The sequence below is a fragment of the Dehalobacter sp. DCM genome, assembly GCF_024972775.1.
Classification (GTDB): domain Bacteria; phylum Bacillota; class Desulfitobacteriia; order Desulfitobacteriales; family Syntrophobotulaceae; genus Dehalobacter.
This window is the reverse complement of sequence record NZ_CP092282.1, coordinates 3,717,912-3,736,735: the sequence shown is the minus strand read 5'-3', so window position 1 is coordinate 3,736,735 and position 18,824 is coordinate 3,717,912. Positions and strand designations below refer to the sequence as shown.

Annotated in this window: 17 protein-coding genes; 14 read left to right on the top strand and 3 right to left on the bottom strand. The window is 44.5% G+C overall.

Going from position 1 to position 18,824, the window contains the following annotated elements:
• Positions 1–105: 105 nt before the first annotated feature.
• Positions 106–693 carry a DUF1836 domain-containing protein gene (locus tag LPY66_RS17345; RefSeq protein WP_337985499.1) on the bottom strand — a complete coding sequence of 196 codons (588 nt, stop codon included), beginning with the start codon at positions 691–693 and terminating at the stop codon, positions 106–108.
• A 279-nt stretch (positions 694–972) separates the two neighbouring features.
• Between LPY66_RS17345 and LPY66_RS17340 the strand changes: the two genes are divergently transcribed.
• From LPY66_RS17340 to LPY66_RS17325, 4 genes are all read left to right on the top strand, one after another.
• Entirely contained in the window at positions 973–1,656 is a 684-nt protein-coding gene (locus LPY66_RS17340; protein ID WP_337985498.1) for a PspA/IM30 family protein, read from the top strand.
• Positions 1,657–1,692: 36 nt separating this feature from the next.
• Entirely contained in the window at positions 1,693–2,217 is a 525-nt protein-coding gene (locus tag LPY66_RS17335; protein WP_337985497.1) for a protease, read from the top strand.
• 24 nt (positions 2,218–2,241) lie between these two features.
• Positions 2,242–3,756 carry a flotillin family protein gene (locus tag LPY66_RS17330; RefSeq protein WP_337985496.1) on the top strand — a complete coding sequence of 505 codons (1,515 nt, stop codon included), beginning with the start codon at positions 2,242–2,244 and terminating at the stop codon, positions 3,754–3,756.
• Positions 3,757–4,008: 252 nt separating this feature from the next.
• Entirely contained in the window at positions 4,009–4,749 is a 741-nt protein-coding gene (locus LPY66_RS17325) for a DUF5655 domain-containing protein (protein ID WP_337985495.1), read from the top strand.
• A 92-nt stretch (positions 4,750–4,841) separates the two neighbouring features.
• On the opposite strand, the gene LPY66_RS17320 is transcribed toward LPY66_RS17325, so the two are convergent.
• Complete coding sequence (locus tag LPY66_RS17320; protein WP_337985494.1) at positions 4,842–7,127, bottom strand: HelD family protein; 2,286 nt, start codon at positions 7,125–7,127, stop codon at positions 4,842–4,844.
• A 323-nt stretch (positions 7,128–7,450) separates the two neighbouring features.
• Here LPY66_RS17320 and LPY66_RS17315 point away from each other — a divergent pair, with 323 nt between their 5' ends.
• The 10 genes from LPY66_RS17315 to LPY66_RS17270 all read left to right on the top strand — a co-directional run bounded on the left by LPY66_RS17315 (position 7,451) and on the right by LPY66_RS17270 (position 17,529).
• Positions 7,451–7,918: a Fe-Mn family superoxide dismutase gene (locus LPY66_RS17315; protein ID WP_337985493.1), complete on the top strand. Its 468-nt coding sequence runs from the start codon at positions 7,451–7,453 to the stop codon at positions 7,916–7,918.
• Positions 7,919–8,020: 102 nt separating this feature from the next.
• Complete coding sequence (locus LPY66_RS17310; protein WP_337985492.1) at positions 8,021–10,384, top strand: ATP-binding protein; 2,364 nt, start codon at positions 8,021–8,023, stop codon at positions 10,382–10,384.
• Positions 10,385–10,462: 78 nt separating this feature from the next.
• Positions 10,463–11,041 carry a DoxX family protein gene (locus LPY66_RS17305; RefSeq protein WP_337985491.1) on the top strand — a complete coding sequence of 193 codons (579 nt, stop codon included), beginning with the start codon at positions 10,463–10,465 and terminating at the stop codon, positions 11,039–11,041.
• A 193-nt stretch (positions 11,042–11,234) separates the two neighbouring features.
• Entirely contained in the window at positions 11,235–11,951 is a 717-nt protein-coding gene (locus LPY66_RS17300; protein ID WP_337985490.1) for a response regulator transcription factor, read from the top strand.
• Between the two features lie 348 nt (positions 11,952–12,299).
• Positions 12,300–12,641, top strand: coding sequence for a cupredoxin domain-containing protein (locus LPY66_RS17295; protein ID WP_337985489.1), 342 nt, complete (start codon positions 12,300–12,302; stop codon positions 12,639–12,641).
• A gap of 48 nt (positions 12,642–12,689) precedes the next feature.
• Entirely contained in the window at positions 12,690–13,175 is a 486-nt protein-coding gene (locus tag LPY66_RS17290; protein ID WP_337985488.1) for a ferritin-like domain-containing protein, read from the top strand.
• An 81-nt stretch (positions 13,176–13,256) separates the two neighbouring features.
• Positions 13,257–15,056, top strand: a complete 1,800-nt coding sequence (locus tag LPY66_RS17285; protein WP_337985487.1) for an FAD-dependent oxidoreductase — start codon at positions 13,257–13,259, stop codon at positions 15,054–15,056.
• A 103-nt stretch (positions 15,057–15,159) separates the two neighbouring features.
• Positions 15,160–15,489: a rubredoxin-like domain-containing protein gene (locus LPY66_RS17280; RefSeq protein WP_337985486.1), complete on the top strand. Its 330-nt coding sequence runs from the start codon at positions 15,160–15,162 to the stop codon at positions 15,487–15,489.
• 259 nt (positions 15,490–15,748) lie between these two features.
• Complete coding sequence (locus LPY66_RS17275; RefSeq protein ID WP_337985485.1) at positions 15,749–16,135, top strand: GntR family transcriptional regulator; 387 nt, start codon at positions 15,749–15,751, stop codon at positions 16,133–16,135.
• A gap of 2 nt (positions 16,136–16,137) precedes the next feature.
• Positions 16,138–17,529, top strand: a complete 1,392-nt coding sequence (locus LPY66_RS17270; RefSeq protein ID WP_337985484.1) for a DUF5808 domain-containing protein — start codon at positions 16,138–16,140, stop codon at positions 17,527–17,529.
• A gap of 63 nt (positions 17,530–17,592) precedes the next feature.
• On the opposite strand, the gene sfsA is transcribed toward LPY66_RS17270, so the two are convergent.
• Positions 17,593–18,297 (bottom strand): DNA/RNA nuclease SfsA, encoded by a 705-nt coding sequence (gene sfsA, locus LPY66_RS17265; RefSeq protein WP_337985483.1) that lies wholly within the window; start codon positions 18,295–18,297, stop codon positions 17,593–17,595.
• Between the last annotated feature and the right edge of the window lie 527 nt (positions 18,298–18,824).

Genomic DNA, 18,824 nt, shown 5'->3' with positions numbered 1-18,824 from the left:
AGGCAAGACATGATTCCTCACAACAGCCGCTATGAAGGTGTTTGAGTAATGCCCGCTGCATCCATCCGTGCAGCGGGCATTTTGCTTTGTTGTGATGATTACAATCTAAAAATACTTCTCAATTATTTTTTCTGCCAATTTTTTATGGGCATCCGCTTGAGCGGCGAGCATGATGACAATCAGGAACAGTTCGGCAGTTTCTTTATTCCCTTTATCTGAAGAAGCCGTCATCGCTTTAATCCGATTTGCTTTTTCAGGCAGCCCCTGACGAAAACACGCCAATTCTATATTTTTTACCTCAAGAAATGTCGCATAGATGTCCTCCAGCGAAATCAGATCGTCTTCCGGGGTTGCGATATTGTTGAGTACCGGTCCGAAAAGGCTTTTAATATCTTTAATCGATAAAATGTTTTTCAGATTATAAATGAGCAGCAAAAGCATAATATGTCTTTTGTTGTATTTCTTATTGACTGGAGGCATCACAATTCCAGCTTTAGTGTAGTTATTGATCATCGTTTTAGTGAGTACCTTATCCTGGCCGCGGTCCTTTTGGCTTTCCAGCTTGTTGTCGATAAAAGTAGTCAGCTGTTCCATATACAGCTCAAGATCAGGAATCTCAGTAATTAGGATGTCTTCCGGCAAGGATAGTTCTTCAATTAATTCTTCCAATATAGCCTCGTTGTAATTGTTCATGATTGTTCACCTCAATTGTATTATAGAGAAATAGTTACTATTAGACAAGATATATAATGCTATTTAATGTAGTAAATGATACTACATTGCGTGCGGAGGAGAAAGCATGAGGTAGATAAAGGAAAATAACTTTAAAGGAACGTAGTAATTAAAACTACATGTTGAGGTTTATGTAACCATGTTGTAAATTATATATGTCGATATTCTTGTTACGCTGGAAAAGGAGGTTTAGAGAAAATACCTACGGAATAGGTTTAATTAGGAAAGGAGTGCTGAACAATGAGTTTATTTAAAAGAGTGAGCGATAATATCCGGGCAAATCTGAATTCCCTCCTGGATAAGACCGAAGATCCCGAAAAGCTACTGGATCAGTATCTGCGGGATATGGAAGAAGATATGGCCGATGCGGAATGTGCCGCAGCCCGACAGTTAGCCATAGCCAGGAAGTTTAAAGCGCAGCTGGACGATGCCCTTGCCCTTGTCGAAAAACGGGAGAGTCAAGCGGTTGAAGCCTTAAAAAGAGATCGGGAAGACCTGGCCAGAAAAGCACTGGAAGATAAGAGAATACATCAAGCAAAAGCAGCGGATTACCGGCGGGAATATGAGAGCAGCGATAGCATAGCCGAACAACTCAAGACTCAACTGCGGGAAATGAAAAACGAATACGAAAAACTGCGATTCAAACGGGATAATTTGGCGGCGAGAGCCCAATCGGCAAAAGCCAAAAAAGAAATCTATGGGGTCCAAAGCGGCCTGGGCAGGAACGACACACGTCGCAATTTTGAACGGATGGAAGATAAAGTCTTCCGGATGGAGGCTGAAGCTCAAGCCGTAAGCGAATTGGCGGGAATTAATGTTAGCCTGGACCGGGAACTCGAGGCATTAGGGAATGAACAAGCGAGCATCGAAATCGAAATGGCAGCCTTAAAGAATAGTATTCTAAAAGAAGACCCTTCCTTTTGAGTTAAAATTTGGTAAAATACATAGGGAGGGGTAAGTATGCTTGAGTTTTACTGGGTATGTTTGATCGGAGGGGTGCTATTTGCTCTTGTAACCATTATCTTCGGAGATATTTTGGGTAATTTTCTTGATGGCGTCTTCGACGTCCTCGCCATGGACCACCTGGACTTCTTGCAGCCGATGGTTTTAGTCGGAGGGATTACCGTTTTGGGCGGTTCCGGAATCATGCTGAGCCGCTATACGCGTTTGGAACCCTTGTCCGTTGCTGTTATTTCTCTGGCCGTTGCTATTGTCGTCTCGATTATCGTTTACTTTGCCTATGTTAAACCAATGAAAAACTGTGAAAATTCCACCGGTTTTTCGATAAATGATCTTGTCGGCAAAATTGGCGAAGTCTCCGTTCCCATCCCGGTGGAAGGGTATGGCGAAGTCGTCATTAAAATCGGAGCCGGTCTGACCAATCAAATTGCCGCTAATATGGATCACGCCGAAATACCTGCCGGAACAAAAGTCGTAGTCGGTGAGGTGAAAGACAGGATACTCTACGTTTTCCCCTTTGAATAATATTTTAATATTGGAGGAAAAAGCATGTTTAGTTTTATTTCTGGGTTAATTTCTATTCCCATTATTGTTATCGTCGTACTTATTGTGCTGGGCTTGGCCTTTTGGGCCAGATATAAGACAGTCGGGCCTGATGAGGCGATGATTGTTACCGGATCCTATCTGGGTCGTAAAAATGTCCATACGGATGAATCAGGACGTCGCATAAAAATTGTCCGCGGCGGAGGTGCCTTTATCCTCCCTGTATTCCAGCAAGCCGAGTTTATCTCCCTCTTATCTCATAAATTGGATGTAACAACACCGGAAGTCTATACGGAACAGGGTGTGCCGGTGATGGCCGATGGGGTGGCCATCATCAAGATTGGCGGCTCTGTTGAAGATGTAGCAACGGCAGCCGAGCAATTCATGGGCAAACCCACCGAAGCCCTGCAGCAGGAAGCCCAGGAAGTTCTTGAAGGCCACTTAAGAGCCATCTTGGGAACCATGACGGTGGAAGAAGTCTACCGCAACCGGGATAAATTTGCCCAGGAAGTGCAGGGTGTGGCGGCCAAAGACCTGAAAAAAATGGGCCTGCAGATTGTATCCTTTACAATTAAGGATATCCGAGACAGAAACGGTTACCTGGAAGCTCTGGGTAAACCGCGGATCGCCGCTGTGAAACGGGATGCTGAAGTCGCGGAAGCACAAGCCATCCGGGATGCCCGGATTCAGAAAGCCAAAGCTGCTGAAGAAGGCCAGAAGGCCGAGCTGCTTCGGGATACCAATATCGCCGAAGCCAATAAGGAAAAAGAGCTGAAGGTTGCTTCCTTCAAGAAAGATCAGGATACGGCTAAGGCTGAAGCTGATCAAGCCTATTTCATACAGGAAGCACGTTCGCAGCAGCAGGTCACGGAAGAACAAATGAAAGTTGCCATCGTTAAAAAGGAAAAGGAAATTGAGCTTGAAGAAAAAGAAATCCAGCGCCGGGAAAAACAGTACGATGCTGAAGTCAAGAAAAAAGCCGACGCCGACAGGTATTCGGTAGAACAAGCGGCTGAAGCTACGAAAGCCAAAAATATGCGGGAAGCGGACGCCCTCAAATATAAAATCGAAGCTGAAGCAAAGGCCAATGCCGAACAAAAACGCCTGGAAGGTTTAGCTATTGCCGAAGCAGAAAAAGCAAAAGGGACAGCCGAAGCGGAAGTTATTCGATTGAAAGGTCTGGCTGAAGCTGAGGCCAAGCAAAAACTGGCCGAGGCCTTCGCGAAGTACGGCGAAGCGGCCGTGCTGGATATTATCGTTAAAATGCTGCCGGAACTGGCTGCCAGAATTGCCGAGCCGCTGCAAGCCATCGACAAGCTGACCGTCGTGGATACCGGCAACGGGCAAGGAGCGGCGCGAGTCAGCAACTATGTTACTTCCCTTATGGCTACTGCTCCGGAGATGCTAAAAAATGTATCCGGCTTTGACCTGGAAAAAATGATTAAACGCCTTACCGGCGAACCGATTAACGAGGATTTAGATAAGGTCACAGTTCCGAATAAGGTAAATAGTGAATTTTAGGGTTAATTCCTGAGAGCCCTATGATGGTTTATAAGAAAGTCCTTTTTCCCGTTGATAGTTTTACCGCGGAAAAAGGACTTTTTTATCGCTCTTTTTTTGATAAGTGGCTTCAAGGGCCTGCGTTAACGTCTAATTATGATTGTTATCAGCGACATTATCTAAATACATACTTATAAGAATATTTTGGTATAATTAAGCGAAAGAATCTTCTAATGATTCAGTAAGAGTTATTATTCGAAGGATGGATGGAACATGACAAATCACGTATTTTCCGGCGTCCGGGCCAAGTGGCTGCCGCTTTATGAACAACTCCGCAGCATGGCGCAGGTCAAGCTCGGTCCATTTGAGGAATATGAGACAACAAGTGCCGTGCTCTGGAAGCATACCACCACGTTCGCTGAGGTGAGCGCCAAAAAGGACTGCATGGTGGTTGGTTTTGCTTCCGATGTCATCCATGACGAATGGGAACCCACCAAAGTCGTGCAGACATCCAAAAACCGGGTGGCCCATTACTTCGAGGTGACGGACAATGATTCATTTCCGGTAGTGATCGAACGGATCACCCGGGCCTATGCGCTGACGCAGTCGAACCGCCCGCGTAAAGATCCCGCAGAAAAACCGCACTATGCCACGATTGACAAATACATTGCGCTGTTCCCGGAAGATGTGCGGGAACGCCTTCAGCAAATCCGGCAGACCATCCGTCAAGCAGCTCCGGAAGCTCAGGAAAAGATCAGCTGGCAAATGCCAACCTTCTGGCAAAAGGAAAACCTGATCCATTTTGCTGCGGCCAAAAACCACATCGGACTGTATCCCGGCGAGAAGGCGATGCGTGACTTTGCTCCTAAGCTCACGGGTTATAAAACAACCAAAGGCGCGATCCAATTTCCGCAGTCCGAACCGATTCCATATGATTTAATTGCGGAAATCACACAGTACAGAGTTACGGATATCCGGACTAAATTCGGCATACAACCTGACGATAACGTCTAATGCCAAATAATCATCTGCACATATGGTGTGATCAGGACATCTGTTTTTGATTGGAAACAATAAAACACGATATGCACGTAATGGTAAGCCGTCTATAAAAGCGGACTCATCTCCCCGGTATAAAACAGGTTCAGTCTATGCAGCGCCCGCGTACAGGCAATATATAACAGGTGTCGGTCATCTGCGCGGTGATAATGCGCGTGATCGACGTCACAGACGAGGACGGCATCAAATTCCAAGCCTTTGGCCAGATAAACCGGGATTAGGAAAACGCCGCTTAACGCAAAAGGAACGTCCCCTTTGAGCAGTGTCATTTCGCTTTGGTCCTTGAGCTGTTCATACCAGGAAAGGGCGTCATGCTCCGTTTTACAAATTAACCCGATCGATTGGTAACCCTTCTCCCGGCACGTGGCGATTTCCGCCAGCAGGAGAGCTGCCAGAGCTGCCTGGTCGGGTGCCGCGAGTACAGCAGGTGTATCGCCGCTGCGGCCAAAACACTCGCTCAGGACATCCTGGTCCAGGAATCTGGCGCTGTAGGCCACGATCTCCCTGGTCGAGCGAAAGCTTTTGTCGAGAATCACCCGCATGGATTTCGGCTTGGCAAATATTCGGCTGATCTCGTCATAGAGTGCCGCGTCTTCCCGTTTGCCGATAGTCTGATGGGTATCGCCAAGGATGGTATACCGCGCTCTGGGAAACAGAGCGTGAAGTATTTCAAAATGAAGGGGATCATAATCCTGTGCTTCATCCACAACCACCTGTTTGATATCGAGATAACCCGAATATCCTTTGGTGTTTAAATGAAGAAAAGTCAGGGCCAGTGCATCATCATAGAGCAGCGCCTCTTTTTGCAGGTTTTCCCGGGTATAGGCGATAATCTCTGCGATACCATCAGGCAGCGTCAGCCCTTTGGCCAACTGATAAAAATAGTCGTTATCCGCAAAAAGCTTCCGGTAGAGTTCCAGAGCGTCCAGCTCGGTAAACTGACGGATTTTTTTGCGCAGGGCCGAACTTTCGAGAATGGATATACGGCGCGCTACTTCGTTGACTTCAAATTCGTGGATCGGCTTGGCAGAAATAAAGTTTTTTAACTTGGCCAGACGGCTGGGGCGCAGCTCATGGATTCGTTGCCAAAGGGATTCCTCCAATTGCTTTAAACGCACACCCAACAGGAATTCGTGATTGCTCTTGAGAATTTTAGCCTTCAGCCATTGTTTGCTGGCAATAACCTTACCGTCATAATAAATATCGGCAAACGGCAGCCAGCGAAGGGGCAAGTCTTTAATAAACCGCCGTAAGATCTCTGCAAACAAGCCTGAGCTTTTAAAGGCCATACTTCTTTGAACAATAGAGCCGTTGTATTGACCGACGATAGAACCGTTGCTATGCCCTGGCGTTTCGTCATATACACCGGAGGAGAGCAGAACTTCCCAATAGTGATTCCTGCTTTGGATAGACTCACGTTGTAAAACGTTGCTGAAGATATCTTCAAATACCAGCGACCGAATATTCTTTTCTCCCAGCTCCGGCAGGACGTTGACGATGTACTGTTCGAAGAGGGAGTTCGGTGAAATAATCACAATCTCGTTAGCCGTCAGCTTGGCCGCCAGCCCCCGGTACATCAGATATGCCGCGCGATGCAGCGCGACCGATGTTTTGCCGCTGCCCGCTGATCCCTGAACCATCAGCACATCCATTTCCAGATCGCGGATAATCAGATCCTGGTCTTTCTGAATCGTTTCGACGATGGTTTTCATGGTGGCGGAAGCATTTTGAGAAAGGAGCCGACGCAGGAATTCGTCAATGATGTGAACATCCGCATCGAAATAATAGGCCAGAGTACCATTTTTAATCTCGTATTGGCGTTTTAAATTAACCTCTCCTGTTATCTCTCCGCCCGGCGACGCATAGGACACTTTCCCCGGGCCAAAGCGGTAAAAGACACTGGCGATGGGAGAGCGCCAGTCATAAATCATCATTTCCCGGGTTAGATCTTTCTGCAGCGAAGAACGTCCGATATAAACAGGCTCAAAGGCATCCTCCTCTTCGAACTTCATATCGATCCGCGCAAAGTAGGGAGAATCAAGCAACCGTTTTAAGGTCAGGATTTTAGCGTTATCCCGTTCATAATCGGATACCCGTTCCGACACCGAATTGGCGTACTGGCTCAATTCGACGAGCTCATGGAAGTTTTCCATCTGCCAAAGGCCGGAGATCGAGCGGGACGTATCCTCCCACATATCGATTTTCGCGGCAATAATGGCCTCTTTGTTTTCCTCGTTCGCGAGAAGGACAGCATCCAATTGTTCCCGGGCTACAGTCAGCACCTGCTCCAGGTGCCTGATTTCAAAATCCCGATCATGCCGATTTTGTTCCAATCGTACATCCCCCTAGATTAAACTGATTGATGATAATGTCTATCTTACACAAAATAAATGATAATTATAAGAATATAATTCAAGAAATGTTTTTGGTATAATAAAAGTGGAGAGAGTATGTTCTGGAAATTCCTGCAGGCAAAAATAATTCCACAAGGAAATAGAATAGCGTATAAATAAAAGAAAAATGTCATAATAATGACATTTTTCTTTGCTATCATCTCATATAGGCATCATTCACTTAGCAATATATGCGAATCATTCGATACGCCTGTCAGACAAAAGTAAACAAGTTAAAAGGTCAATTAAAGGAGGAGATTAATTTGTTAGCAAAACTATATCATCTGCCTTATGCCAATGAATCCCCTGAACCCCCTGAACATTACGGTGACGACGGAATTGATAACCGTTTTGCCAAAAGAAAGGGTATTCGCACTGGAAAAAGTAGAACTGTGCAAAAGAGTTTAGAACAATGCATGATTAAAGATTTTGGTTCTTTCGAGAATTTTAAAAATAAGTTTACGGCAACAGCAGTTGCAGGTAAGGGAATCGGCTTGACCCTATTGGTTTGGAGTCCATACTTCAGAGATTTAGAAATTGTACAAGCTACGAAGATTGAGGAACTTGATGAATGGGGAGTTATACCTATTTTAGCAATCGATATTTGGAGACATGAACATTCTATTCAGTTAAAAAATAAGCGAACCCTCGGGGTAGTAGAGTGGTGGGAGCAAGTGGACTGGAAGAATCTTGAAAATGCATTTAAAGCAATAGTGAAAAATTATATTTAGGGTAAACATAAAATAAAGGTCAGACGTCTTTAGCCGCTCTGACCTTTATTTTCCGGTAGATAAACAGCCGTTTTGTGAATCACGATTCGAGGAGTCATTCTTATGAGTAAAGATTATATCATCAATAACAATGGAAATTTACATGAAAATACGCAATCATCCGGTTCATTGTATACTAGTTTGTTTACAACCAATCATTCTAACATGCTGCTCATCAATCCTGAAACCGGTGCTATTATTGATGCGAACAAAGCCGCCTGCCATTTTTATGGTTATCCTCGTACAAAACTATTAAACATGAATATCACTCAAATTAATACGCTCACCCATGAACAAATTTTCGAAGAAATGCAAAATGCAAAGAAAGAAAAAAGGCATCAATTCTTCTTTGAACATAAGCTGTCGCATGGCGAAATCCGTAATGTTGAAGTTTTCAGTGGCCCCGTGGTTATCGATAACAGGCAATTACTATATTCCATTGTGTATGATATTACGGACAAAACAAAAGCCGAAGCAGAAATCATCAATTTAAACAGAAGCCTTGAAATGAAAGTTCAGGAGAGAACTCAGCAATATAAAAAAGCAAATGAGCAGCTGAAAGAAATCAATGAGAAGCTGGAAAAAGAAATTTCCGAGAGAATGAAAATCGAGGATAAACTGATTAAAATAAATAATGACCTTGAAGAATTGATTGCCAATCGAACCGCTCATCTTGAAGAAACGAATGCAATGCTCGAGGAGGAAATAGCGGAACGAACAAAAATAGAAAGTGACCTGGCGGATAAGAATCAAATTATGGATACGCTGCTAAACCATCTAAATGTCGGCGTAACCATGATTGAGGCACCTTCAGGCAAAGCGATGATCACAAACGAATGTGCCAAAAAATTAACAGGATGTAATTTTTCGACGGATGCGAGCATAGGGCGTCTATCTGAGGCCTTTCCTGTGTATCAATTAGATACGAATGAACCTTATCCGGATGAAGAAATGCCGATTATTAAGGGGTTGCTGGGAGTAAGCTGTCATATCAATAATATGGTCATCCGCCATCCTGACGGCAAGAAAGTCATTCTAGAGGTTTTTGGAACTCCGGTAAAAGATAAAAACGGACAAATTATTGCCAGTCTCGTGACTTTTGCCGATATCACACGCCGGCGTCAGGCAGAAGATGAAATTAAACACCTTAACCAACAGCTTGTCAATTCGAATATGGAACTGGCTGTGACGAACGCGACTCTGGAGGAAGAAATTATAAAGCATTATCAGGTTGAAGCTGAGCTAGTCAAGGCGAAAGAACAAGCAGAAAATGCCAATAGAGCCAAGAGCAACTTTCTTGCGCATATGTCCCATGAAATCAGAACGCCGATGACCGGTGTTATGGGGATTTTGCAGCTGTTGCAAATGTCTGAATTAAATGAGGAGCAATTTCACCTAATTCAAGTTTGTATGACATCTTCGGAATTGCTCTTGAAGATTATCAATGATATCCTGGATTATTCAAAAATTGAAGATAGAAAACTCGAACTGGAAAAAGTTAAGTTTAATTTGGCGGAGTTGATCAGTAATCTGGAAATGCTATTCAGCCCTGCTGCCCTCAATAAATCGATTGACTTCGAGATGCAGATTGAAGAGAATGTGCCGGAAATTCTGATCGGTGACCCATTCAAACTGAGGCAGGTATTATCCAATCTGATCGGAAACGCCATAAAATTTACCCATCAAGGCAGAATCAATCTTGTAATCAAAAAGATTTCAGACGATGACACCAACAAAGAAATAAAATTAGAGTTTTCAGTCAAAGACACAGGAATAGGCATCTCATCTGAAAAAATTAATGGACTGTTTCAAAGCTTTAGGCAAGCAGACAGTTCAACAACCCGGAAATATGGCGGTACCGGACTTGGGCTAGCCATATGCAAAGGATTGATACAGGAAATGAAGGGCGAAATATGGGTGGAAAGCAAAGTGAGTGAAGGCAGTATATTCTATTTTTCGTGTTTAATGGAAAACCCTGTGGTTGAAGAAGGTGACAAAAATAATGAAATCCCTGATTTACAAGTGAAGGACGAAGACGAGCCGTTAACGCTTCTCATTGTGGAAGACGATGAGATCATCCGGATGGTGATTGAAAAATTTTCCTTGCGAAAAGGCTGGAACGTTGTTTTGGCAGAAGATGGGTATGCCGCCATCGCTGCGTATCAAAGACAGGAATTTGATGTCATCATTATGGATTGTCAGATGCCGGGATTAGATGGCTACAAAACAACGGAAGCAATCAGACAAATAGAGAGTCAGAGAGGTACACATACACCGATTATTGCTATGACTGCGAATGCCTTAAAAGGCGTCAAGGAGACCTGTATTAACGCAGGAATGGATGATTATCTAACGAAACCGATCGAAACAAGTGAATTTTATGAGGTTGTCGAGAGATGGGCAAAACGTGAACGAATACATTCTTAATAATAGAAAAATGTCATAAAAATGATATTTTTCTTTGCTATTATTCTATATAAGCTAGATAAGAAGGAGATGGAAAGAATGTCTATCACAATGAACAGGTATATTGATTCCGTAACAGCCGAAATGAAGAATGCTAAAGCAGCCTTTCTCGTCATTATTTTCACCATAGTAAGACTGATCTATGGGTTTGGTTGGGTTACCTCCGGACTCCACAAGTTAACATGGTTTTCTGACGGAAACATCAATTCAGCCGGGGTAATCACGAGGTTTGTTGCGAATATTGCCGGACCTGAAGTTACACGGTTTGATCCACTTTACATTAACAAAGCATTCGCATGGATTGCCAACACTTTCTTTTTAGGCATGCCAGGAGTAACGGATACGCTCGTCGTTATTTTAGAGATTACGATAGGTATCTCCATGATTCTTGGATTTAGAATTTTCTGGTTCGCTTTCATTGCAATGTTTATGAATACGCAATTCATTGCCAGTGGATCGTTCAACAACTTTGGTTATATCTGGACAAACTTAGCGATGATGAAATTTTCAAAATATGCTGAGCTTATCGGAATTGATGGATTCTTAAGAGCTGGAAAAGGTAAGAACTTATTAACAAATAGCGTGAAGCAAAAGCTGCATGTCCAATTAAAAGAATGAACCTGTAACGGCGCAGTTAATCAGCCATAAATGGTAAACAAATCATCAAGGTCAGACGTGTTTAGACGTTCTGGCCTTGATTTTTTCGATAGAGGCACAATCAATCGAGGAGGAAATTGCGGAAAAACGTGGAATATGTTGAAAAAAAGTTCCATGCAACATAACTGTTGACAGCAGGAAGGAGCTAGTAATCTTGGAAACAAAAATTCTGGTTGCAGAAGATGATACCAGTATCCGGCAATTCCTGAATATCTTATTAACGCGCGAAGGATATGATGTAAAGGTTGTCGGAGACGGTACGGAAGTCAGCACGGAGTATCGTAATTACAAACCAGATCTGCTGTTGCTCGATATCGTGATGCCCGGGATGGATGGATTTGAAGTAATCCGTAACATTCGGAAAGAAAGTAATCTGCCGATTGTCATATTAACGGCTAAAGAAGATAGTGCAGACAAGATTTCCGGACTTATTTTAGGATGCGATGATTATATCACCAAGCCGTTTGACAGTACGGAACTTATTTTACGGATTAAAGCGGTATTGCGCCGGGTTAAAGAAAATAAGCACTCAGAAAATATCCAAAATATCGTGGAACTTCCGGGCCTTATCATCAATGATACCCGCCATATCACCGAGGTTAGAGGCCAAGAGGTTGATCTAACCCCCAAGGAATATGCGCTTCTTTGGTTGCTGGCCAACCGTCCTGATCAGGTCTTTACGAAAGAACAAATCCTTAACCAAATATGGGATTCAAACTATTTTGGTAGTGATTCCGTGGTTACGACACTGGTAAGACGTTTACGAGAAAAGATTGAAATGGATATTAGCAACCCCAATTACATTAAAACGGTACATGGCATCGGATACAAACTGGGAGTGAAGCCTCTTAAAACAATAGACTTAAAATAAAAGGAAAATGTCATAATAATGACATTTTTTTTTGTTATCATATTTAATATCACTGAACATTGGTTGAAATATGAGGGTGGAAATATGCTAATAATACCGGTAATCATGGGAAAACCGCTCCATCTCTGGTTGGGTTTGCTATTATTTTTACTGATCGTTTTTCAGATTCTTGTTGCGAAAAGAATCGTCTCTATCCCTTTCCGATGGCATCGGATCATGGGCTACGTCATTCTTCTGATAGCACTAATACATGGCTCTATAGCAATAGGACTCTATACGGGAATATTTAGATTGTGAAATTAAAGTTGAATACATGTGATGTTATCGTTAGCAAATGGGGGTCAGCTTATGAAAAAGAATATTCTAGGTATCATCATAATGGGACTAATCATAACCATAACTGGGTGCAGTCCTGTAGAGAGTGGGCAGTCGTCCGCCCCCGAGCCTGAAAAGAATACGGTTCTTATTGAGGATTATCAGTTCCAACCTGCCGAGATAACCATACAAAAGGGTGAAGCAATTACATGGATTTATAAGGATGCAGTAGGTCATACTGCTACCGGAAAGTCATTTGATAGCGGACTCTTAAACCAAGACCAATTGTATAAACAAACATTCAATGAGGCAGGGACATTTGATTATCTATGTACGCCTCATCCTTACATGAAAGGAAAGGTTATCGTTCAATAAAGTGTAAGGTAGTAGAAATCTTATTTATTGCCTTGAGGAGGTATTATGATGAACGATTTAAAATTTGCAATCACGATGGAGCTTGATGGTGAAAAATACTATAGGCAACAAGCGGAAATCAATAAGAACAACAGTCTGTACACCGTATGCCTTATGTTGGCTAATGATGAAAAAAATCATGCCAGGTTTTTAACTGATACGTTAAATAAGAAATTTTACCAATTAGTAGATACGACCACACTGTCAACGGCAAAAAACATATTTCAGGGTATGAGCGATATTCAGATTGCGGGCAAAGAAATAGCGAGTCAACTGGATTTCTACAGAATAGCATTAGAGAAAGAAAAACAAAGTATTGACTTTTATACCAAGTATTATGCCAAAGCAGAAGGAGCGAAAGAAAAAGAATTGTTTGAATATCTGATCAGGCAGGAAAAACAGCACTTTGAAGTTCTTAATGAGCTGGTTTCATTGCTCAGTCATGCTGAAGAATGGGTCGAGAATGCTGAATTTGGAATTAGAAAAGAGTATTAGACTTTCAAATATCATGAGCTTTTGAAGAATACAGTAACCTGTTTAATTCAATCGGTCATAGGAGGAAGAGGGATTGAAACGATGAAAAAATGGATTTGTACGGTTTGTGGATACGTCCATGAGGGGGCTGAACCACCTGAAAAATGTCCCATGTGTGGTGCGCCAAAGGAGAAATTTCAATTACTTGTTCACCCTGGTCACGATACGGATGGGTTAAATAGCTCTCCGTTAACTGGAGTGTCTTCATTTAATGATGAAGCAGAGATTCTAATCGTGGGAAGTGGTGCGGCTGCATTTTCTGCAGCTATTACGGCAAGAAAGCAGGGAGCCAGTATTATCATGCTGGAAAAAGCGTCTGCCATCGGCGGAACAACGATACGATCGGGCGGTGGTTATTGGACGCCTAACAATCGGTTTCAACGTGAACGGAGGATTGAAGATAAAAAAGATGATGCCCTTCGCTATATGGCACGCTATTCCTATCCTCATCTGTACAACCCCAAGGCTCCCAGGTTGGGGATCCCGCAGAATGAATATGAACTGATCGAAGCAATGGTTGACAACGCGTCGGAGGCGGTTGAGTTTTTAGCCGAATGCGGTGCCCTGAGCAGCATTCAGGAAATCAACTGGACAGGAAAACCACAGGTGGATTATATGGATCATCTTCCGGAGAACAAAGGCGTCCGGGGACGTGTTTTGTACTCTAAAAACCCAGAAGGCAAGCTGAGTTACGGCTTTGAACTGGTCAGACAGCTGGAGGCTTGGGCGAAAGCCAATGGGATAACGATCATGACGGATCATCAGGTTATCCGTATTCTTCAGAACGATCGGAAAGAAGTGGTGGGGCTGGAAGTGGTCAGGGGCAGAAAAGAAATCATCCGGTTTAGAGCGAACCGGGCAGTTATTTTTGGTAGCGGGGGTTATTCCCACAACCCGGAATTGATGCTTCATTTCCAGCGGGGGCCTCACTTTGGCGGCTGCTCCGCACCGACCAATACCGGCGACTTTATAACGATGGCAATGGAAATCGGTGCCAAGATCGGGAATATGGCCGGTGCGTTCCGCGCCGAAAGCATACTGGAAAATGTTTTGGCTTATCCGGGTGGTTCCAATAACGTCTTTTATATTCCCGGTGACAGTGTCATTGAAGTCAACCGGTATGGCCAGCGTATCATGGATGAAAAAAGAAATTATTCGGATCGGGCCATGACCCACTTTGTATGGGATCCCCAGCGGGCGGAATGGACAAACATGCTGGTGTTCATGATTTATGACCGGAGAACAGCTGAATTATGGCAGGGATTTCCGCCGTACCCGCTGCAAAGCGATGCGCTTCCTTCCTATATCGTTTCCGGGTCTACCCTGGAGGAGCTGGCCCAAGCATTAGCGCAGCGGTTGTCGGGATTAGCCGAACATACCGGGGGATTCGAACTGGCGCCTGATTTTCCGGTGAACTTAAAAAATACAGTGACCCGTTTTAACGCGTTTGCCAAAAACGGTAAGGATGAGGACTTTCAGCGGGGAGATTATGCCTATGACCGGGAATGGACAACATTTCCGCCGACGGTTCCCGGCGCCCCATGGCCACCGGAAGGTAGCCGGAATTATTGTATGTATCCGCTCAGTGATCAGGGGCCGTACTATGCAGTTATCCTTAGCGCAGGGACACTGGATACCAACGGGGGCCCCGTCATTGACAGTCGTGCTCAAATCCTGGATGTTCGCGGAAATCCCATTCCGGGCCTTTATGGCGCAGGCAACTGCATTGCCTCACCCACTGCCAATGCCTATTGGGGTGCGGGAAGCACCATCGGCCCCGCACTGACTTTCGGCCATATTGCAGGGATCAATGCGGTGGCTGAACCGGTTAAATCGATCTGAAACCCTTTAAACCCGCTGAACTTCATAGAAAGATTCTTATATCTGTACTCAGCTCAGGAAACATAAAGAAGATAAAACAAGAAAGTACGAGGAGGAAATAACAATGTTATGGAAATGTTCTGTTTGTGGTTACGTTCATGAGGGAAACGAGGCCCCCGATTTTTGTCCGAAATGTGGATCCCCAAAGGAAAAATTCAACCTCTTATCTGAAGAAGATGCCAAAAAGATCCTCGATTCAGACCGGACTAATGACATCCACATGGAAATCATCAGATTAGCGATGAAAATTAAAAATCTAGCAAAAGAAGGCATTGAAATCAATCTTGACCCGCCATGCGTTGCTTTGTTTAAACAAGCTCATGACGAGGCTTGGGTCATCAAACAAAGAAGCAAAGCAGAAATCGCCGGCCATGTTGGACGAGGCAAATGGTAAGAATCGATAGATAAATGGAAGCAGAGATCAAAAAATCAAAATAGCTTGAATACGAAATGGACCGTTCACTTTGCAGAGGAGCGGTCTATTTTTTAAATGATCTTTTCTGGCAATTAAGTGAAGATTTATGTTTATTTTAACAGTTTCTCGCTGCTTTCATTTTTTATATTGACATATTTGTATTGTTTGTATTATACTATATAATACAAACAATACAAATGAGACAGTGAATACAAAAACGAAGAAGAAGGGAAAGCCTATGTTATTAAGGATCGACATGACCAACGATATCCCGATTTATCAGCAGATCCGCAATGAGATCGTATTTGCTGTAGCCAAAGGGAATCTGGAGCCCGGGGATGCGCTGCCCACCGTCCGCCAGCTGGCCAAGGATATTGGGGTGAATCCGATGACGGTCAATAAAGCGTATGCGCTCTTAAAAGATGAAGGCGTAATAATTATCGACCGCCGGCACGGTGCTCAGATCAGCGATAGCGGCAAGAGGGGGCAGGTGTTTCATCAGGATTTTGACCGCCGGCTGGAACTTCTGCTGTCGGAAGCCCGAATGAAAGGCGCTTCCAAGCAGGAGATCACCGCACATCTGACCGCGCTGATTGATTTGGTTTACGAAAAAGAGGGGGAATAGTTATGCTTACGACACTGCTCATCCTATCCTGGTTAATTTTCGGAACGATGGCAGCATTTACGCTGTTCTATAAGAATCATCAGAATCAACAGATACTGGGGGTAACCTTGTCCGCAGCCCATGCCCAAGCACCGGAAATTGAGGTCATCCTCAGCGGGTACAAACGCTTATGTTATCTTGTTTTCCTGCTTTCCGCAGGGCTCAGCCTTCTGCTGCTGCTTCCGGTCGCGGCAGCCTACACGGAGTTTTTCCTGCTGATCCTGGTGCTGGTCAATATTTTCTTTAATTGGTATGCGGTTCATCGTTATCAGCGCCGACTTCAGACCCTGAAACAAGAAAAAGGCTGGGTCTACCAGCGCTCGGGAATTGTCACTGTGGATATCAACGTGGTCAAAGAGAAAGGCAAAGCCGGTGTTTCCGCGGTGTGGTCCTGGTTGTTTCTGCTCCTGAGTTTTATCCCGACGCTGTACCTGCTCTTTTCACCGGCGGCGCGGGAACTCTATCCCGTCGGCTTCAGTCTGATCGGTCCATTCTGTCAGCTGAATATGATTTTCTTATATTACCAGATGCGCAACAGCCATACACCGGCCTTAAGTGAAAATACTGAGATCAATAAGGCCTGTGCCCGAACCCAGGAGCGCATCCGAACGCAAGGGGCGACCCTGAGTGGGCTGTCGATGCTGGTATTCTGGTTTCTGTTCAATCTGTCCATTCTCTATGCCGGCAGTGGTATCCTGATCGTCCTTCCCGTGTTTGTTCTGATCGCTGCGCTGCTCAGCATTGCCTACTGGCAGCAAAAAAAGATCCGTAATGCCGAGAATTACTTCTTCGGCCCGGAGCTTCACGCCGACAGTCATCTCTCTGAGCAGGAAGGCGGTTATAAATGGGGGTTCTACTATAACCCGAGTGATCCCCGGATCTTTGTGCCCAAACGAATCGCGGGCATGGGTTGGACCATCAATATCGCCCACCCGGTGGGCAAGGCTGTCGGGTTCGCTATTCTGGCTCTGATCCTGGCTGCCCTGATTCCCGCATTCTACGGCGGTGCCAAGGATTATGTGATCACCGAAAGCGGTTCTCAGATCACTATAGACGCCGCGATGTACGACCTGAGCATTGACAAGAACCAAATCGTTTCCGTGTCCGCCCTGGAAAGCCTCCCCCGGAGCGCACGTACCAATGGCTACGGCGGGTCAAGCAAAAGTTTTGGCCATTTCACCGTCGACGGCTACGGGAAATGCATGCTCTATGTGTACAGTCAAGGCGGATCATATATCGTACTGCAGCTGGACGGGGACAATCCAGGATATGTCATTGTAAACGGCAAAACCCCGGCGGACACCGAGGCGTTGTACCGTTCTATTAACGCGTGGCTGAAAGAGAAGGAATTATAAGAGTAATCGTTAGGATTTTCGGAATAAACCGCTACTCTTTGCACAGAGGCGGTTTATTTCCTTTTATTGGACAGTGAGCACGATTTCGACCGGTTCGTTCAACCATATTTCATTTGCGGTAACATGGCAGTCAAAAGCCAGCAGGGTCACTCCGGATTTACGGGCTGCTTCCAGTGCTTCTCCGAAGGCAGAGTGGGTTTGACGGTTCGGTGTGAAATAGCGGACGTTTTTCATCTGGACGACAAAAATAAGATAGGCAAGATACCCTTCCTCGGCGGCACGGCATAACTCCCGGATATGTTTCACACCGCGTTCAGTGGGGGCATCCGGAAAAAGGACGACACCGTCATCTTCGAGAGTAACGCCTTTTACTTCAACAAAAGCCTTTTGGGAGCTGTTTTCCATGTAAAAATCAAAGCGCGAATCACCAAAGCGTGTTTCAGGCTTTAGAACCGTACAAGGCACCTCAAAGCCAGGAAGCTGGATATCGCCTTCCATCATCGCTTCGCGGAAAATCTTATTCGGAGCAAGGGAGTCAATATTGACCATCCTTCCGGATTTTTCAACGCTGATGAGAGTATATTGGGTTTTGCGGCCGGGACGGAAATCCTCCAGAAGGTACACGGTGCACCCCGGTATGAGCAGTTCCCGGCAACGTCCGGTATTCCGCACATGGGCTTCCACCTGTTTGCCTTCAAGCTCGCATTGGGCAATAAAACGGTTGGGACGCAGTCGAAATATTGCTTTTTTGACATGATCGTATTGCATAGAATTTTTATCCTCATCCCATTATTGATAGAACCTCAATCCACTTAAAAAGATGATCCACACGAGACAGAGACAGGATGTATATACGAACACTCATCGTGTCGTATTAGCTATTATAGCGTAAATAGGGCAACTAAGACAGCCAATATTCGTCCAATTTCCGCAGTCCGAACTGATTCCGTATGCTTTGATAGCGGAAATCACGCCGAAGAGGGTTAAGGATAACCGGTCTAAAATCGGTAAGCAGCCTGGCGATACCGTCTAGGTTTAAAATAATATCGGCACGTCATAGTGTGATCAGGACTTCTGTTTTTGGCAGGTGTCTTTTTTTGTATATCAGAAAGTTCTTATGGTTGCTGACATTGCTGCGGTTACGAGATCATAAGAACCAACGGCTAAATCGATATTTACTAATATTACAAAGGTACAAACAAAAGTTCTGATGAGTGCGGAAACGCATCTCGAAATAATTTAGTTAAAATCAGTTTCAAGTAGTATCATGCAATCATTGATTTCTAAGAAATGAG

Coding starts and splice junctions, on each gene's coding strand:
- LPY66_RS17345 (WP_337985499.1), bottom strand. CDS start 693: ATGAACAATTACAACGAGGCTATATTGGAAGAATTAATTGAAGAACTA.
- LPY66_RS17340 (WP_337985498.1), top strand. CDS start 973: ATGAGTTTATTTAAAAGAGTGAGCGATAATATCCGGGCAAATCTGAAT.
- LPY66_RS17335 (WP_337985497.1), top strand. CDS start 1,693: ATGCTTGAGTTTTACTGGGTATGTTTGATCGGAGGGGTGCTATTTGCT.
- LPY66_RS17330 (WP_337985496.1), top strand. CDS start 2,242: ATGTTTAGTTTTATTTCTGGGTTAATTTCTATTCCCATTATTGTTATC.
- LPY66_RS17325 (WP_337985495.1), top strand. CDS start 4,009: ATGACAAATCACGTATTTTCCGGCGTCCGGGCCAAGTGGCTGCCGCTT.
- LPY66_RS17310 (WP_337985492.1), top strand. CDS start 8,021: ATGAGTAAAGATTATATCATCAATAACAATGGAAATTTACATGAAAAT.
- LPY66_RS17305 (WP_337985491.1), top strand. CDS start 10,463: ATGTCTATCACAATGAACAGGTATATTGATTCCGTAACAGCCGAAATG.
- LPY66_RS17295 (WP_337985489.1), top strand. CDS start 12,300: ATGAAAAAGAATATTCTAGGTATCATCATAATGGGACTAATCATAACC.
- LPY66_RS17290 (WP_337985488.1), top strand. CDS start 12,690: ATGAACGATTTAAAATTTGCAATCACGATGGAGCTTGATGGTGAAAAA.
- LPY66_RS17285 (WP_337985487.1), top strand. CDS start 13,257: ATGAAAAAATGGATTTGTACGGTTTGTGGATACGTCCATGAGGGGGCT.
- LPY66_RS17280 (WP_337985486.1), top strand. CDS start 15,160: ATGTTATGGAAATGTTCTGTTTGTGGTTACGTTCATGAGGGAAACGAG.
- LPY66_RS17275 (WP_337985485.1), top strand. CDS start 15,749: ATGTTATTAAGGATCGACATGACCAACGATATCCCGATTTATCAGCAG.
- LPY66_RS17270 (WP_337985484.1), top strand. CDS start 16,138: ATGCTTACGACACTGCTCATCCTATCCTGGTTAATTTTCGGAACGATG.
- sfsA (WP_337985483.1), bottom strand. CDS start 18,297: ATGCAATACGATCATGTCAAAAAAGCAATATTTCGACTGCGTCCCAAC.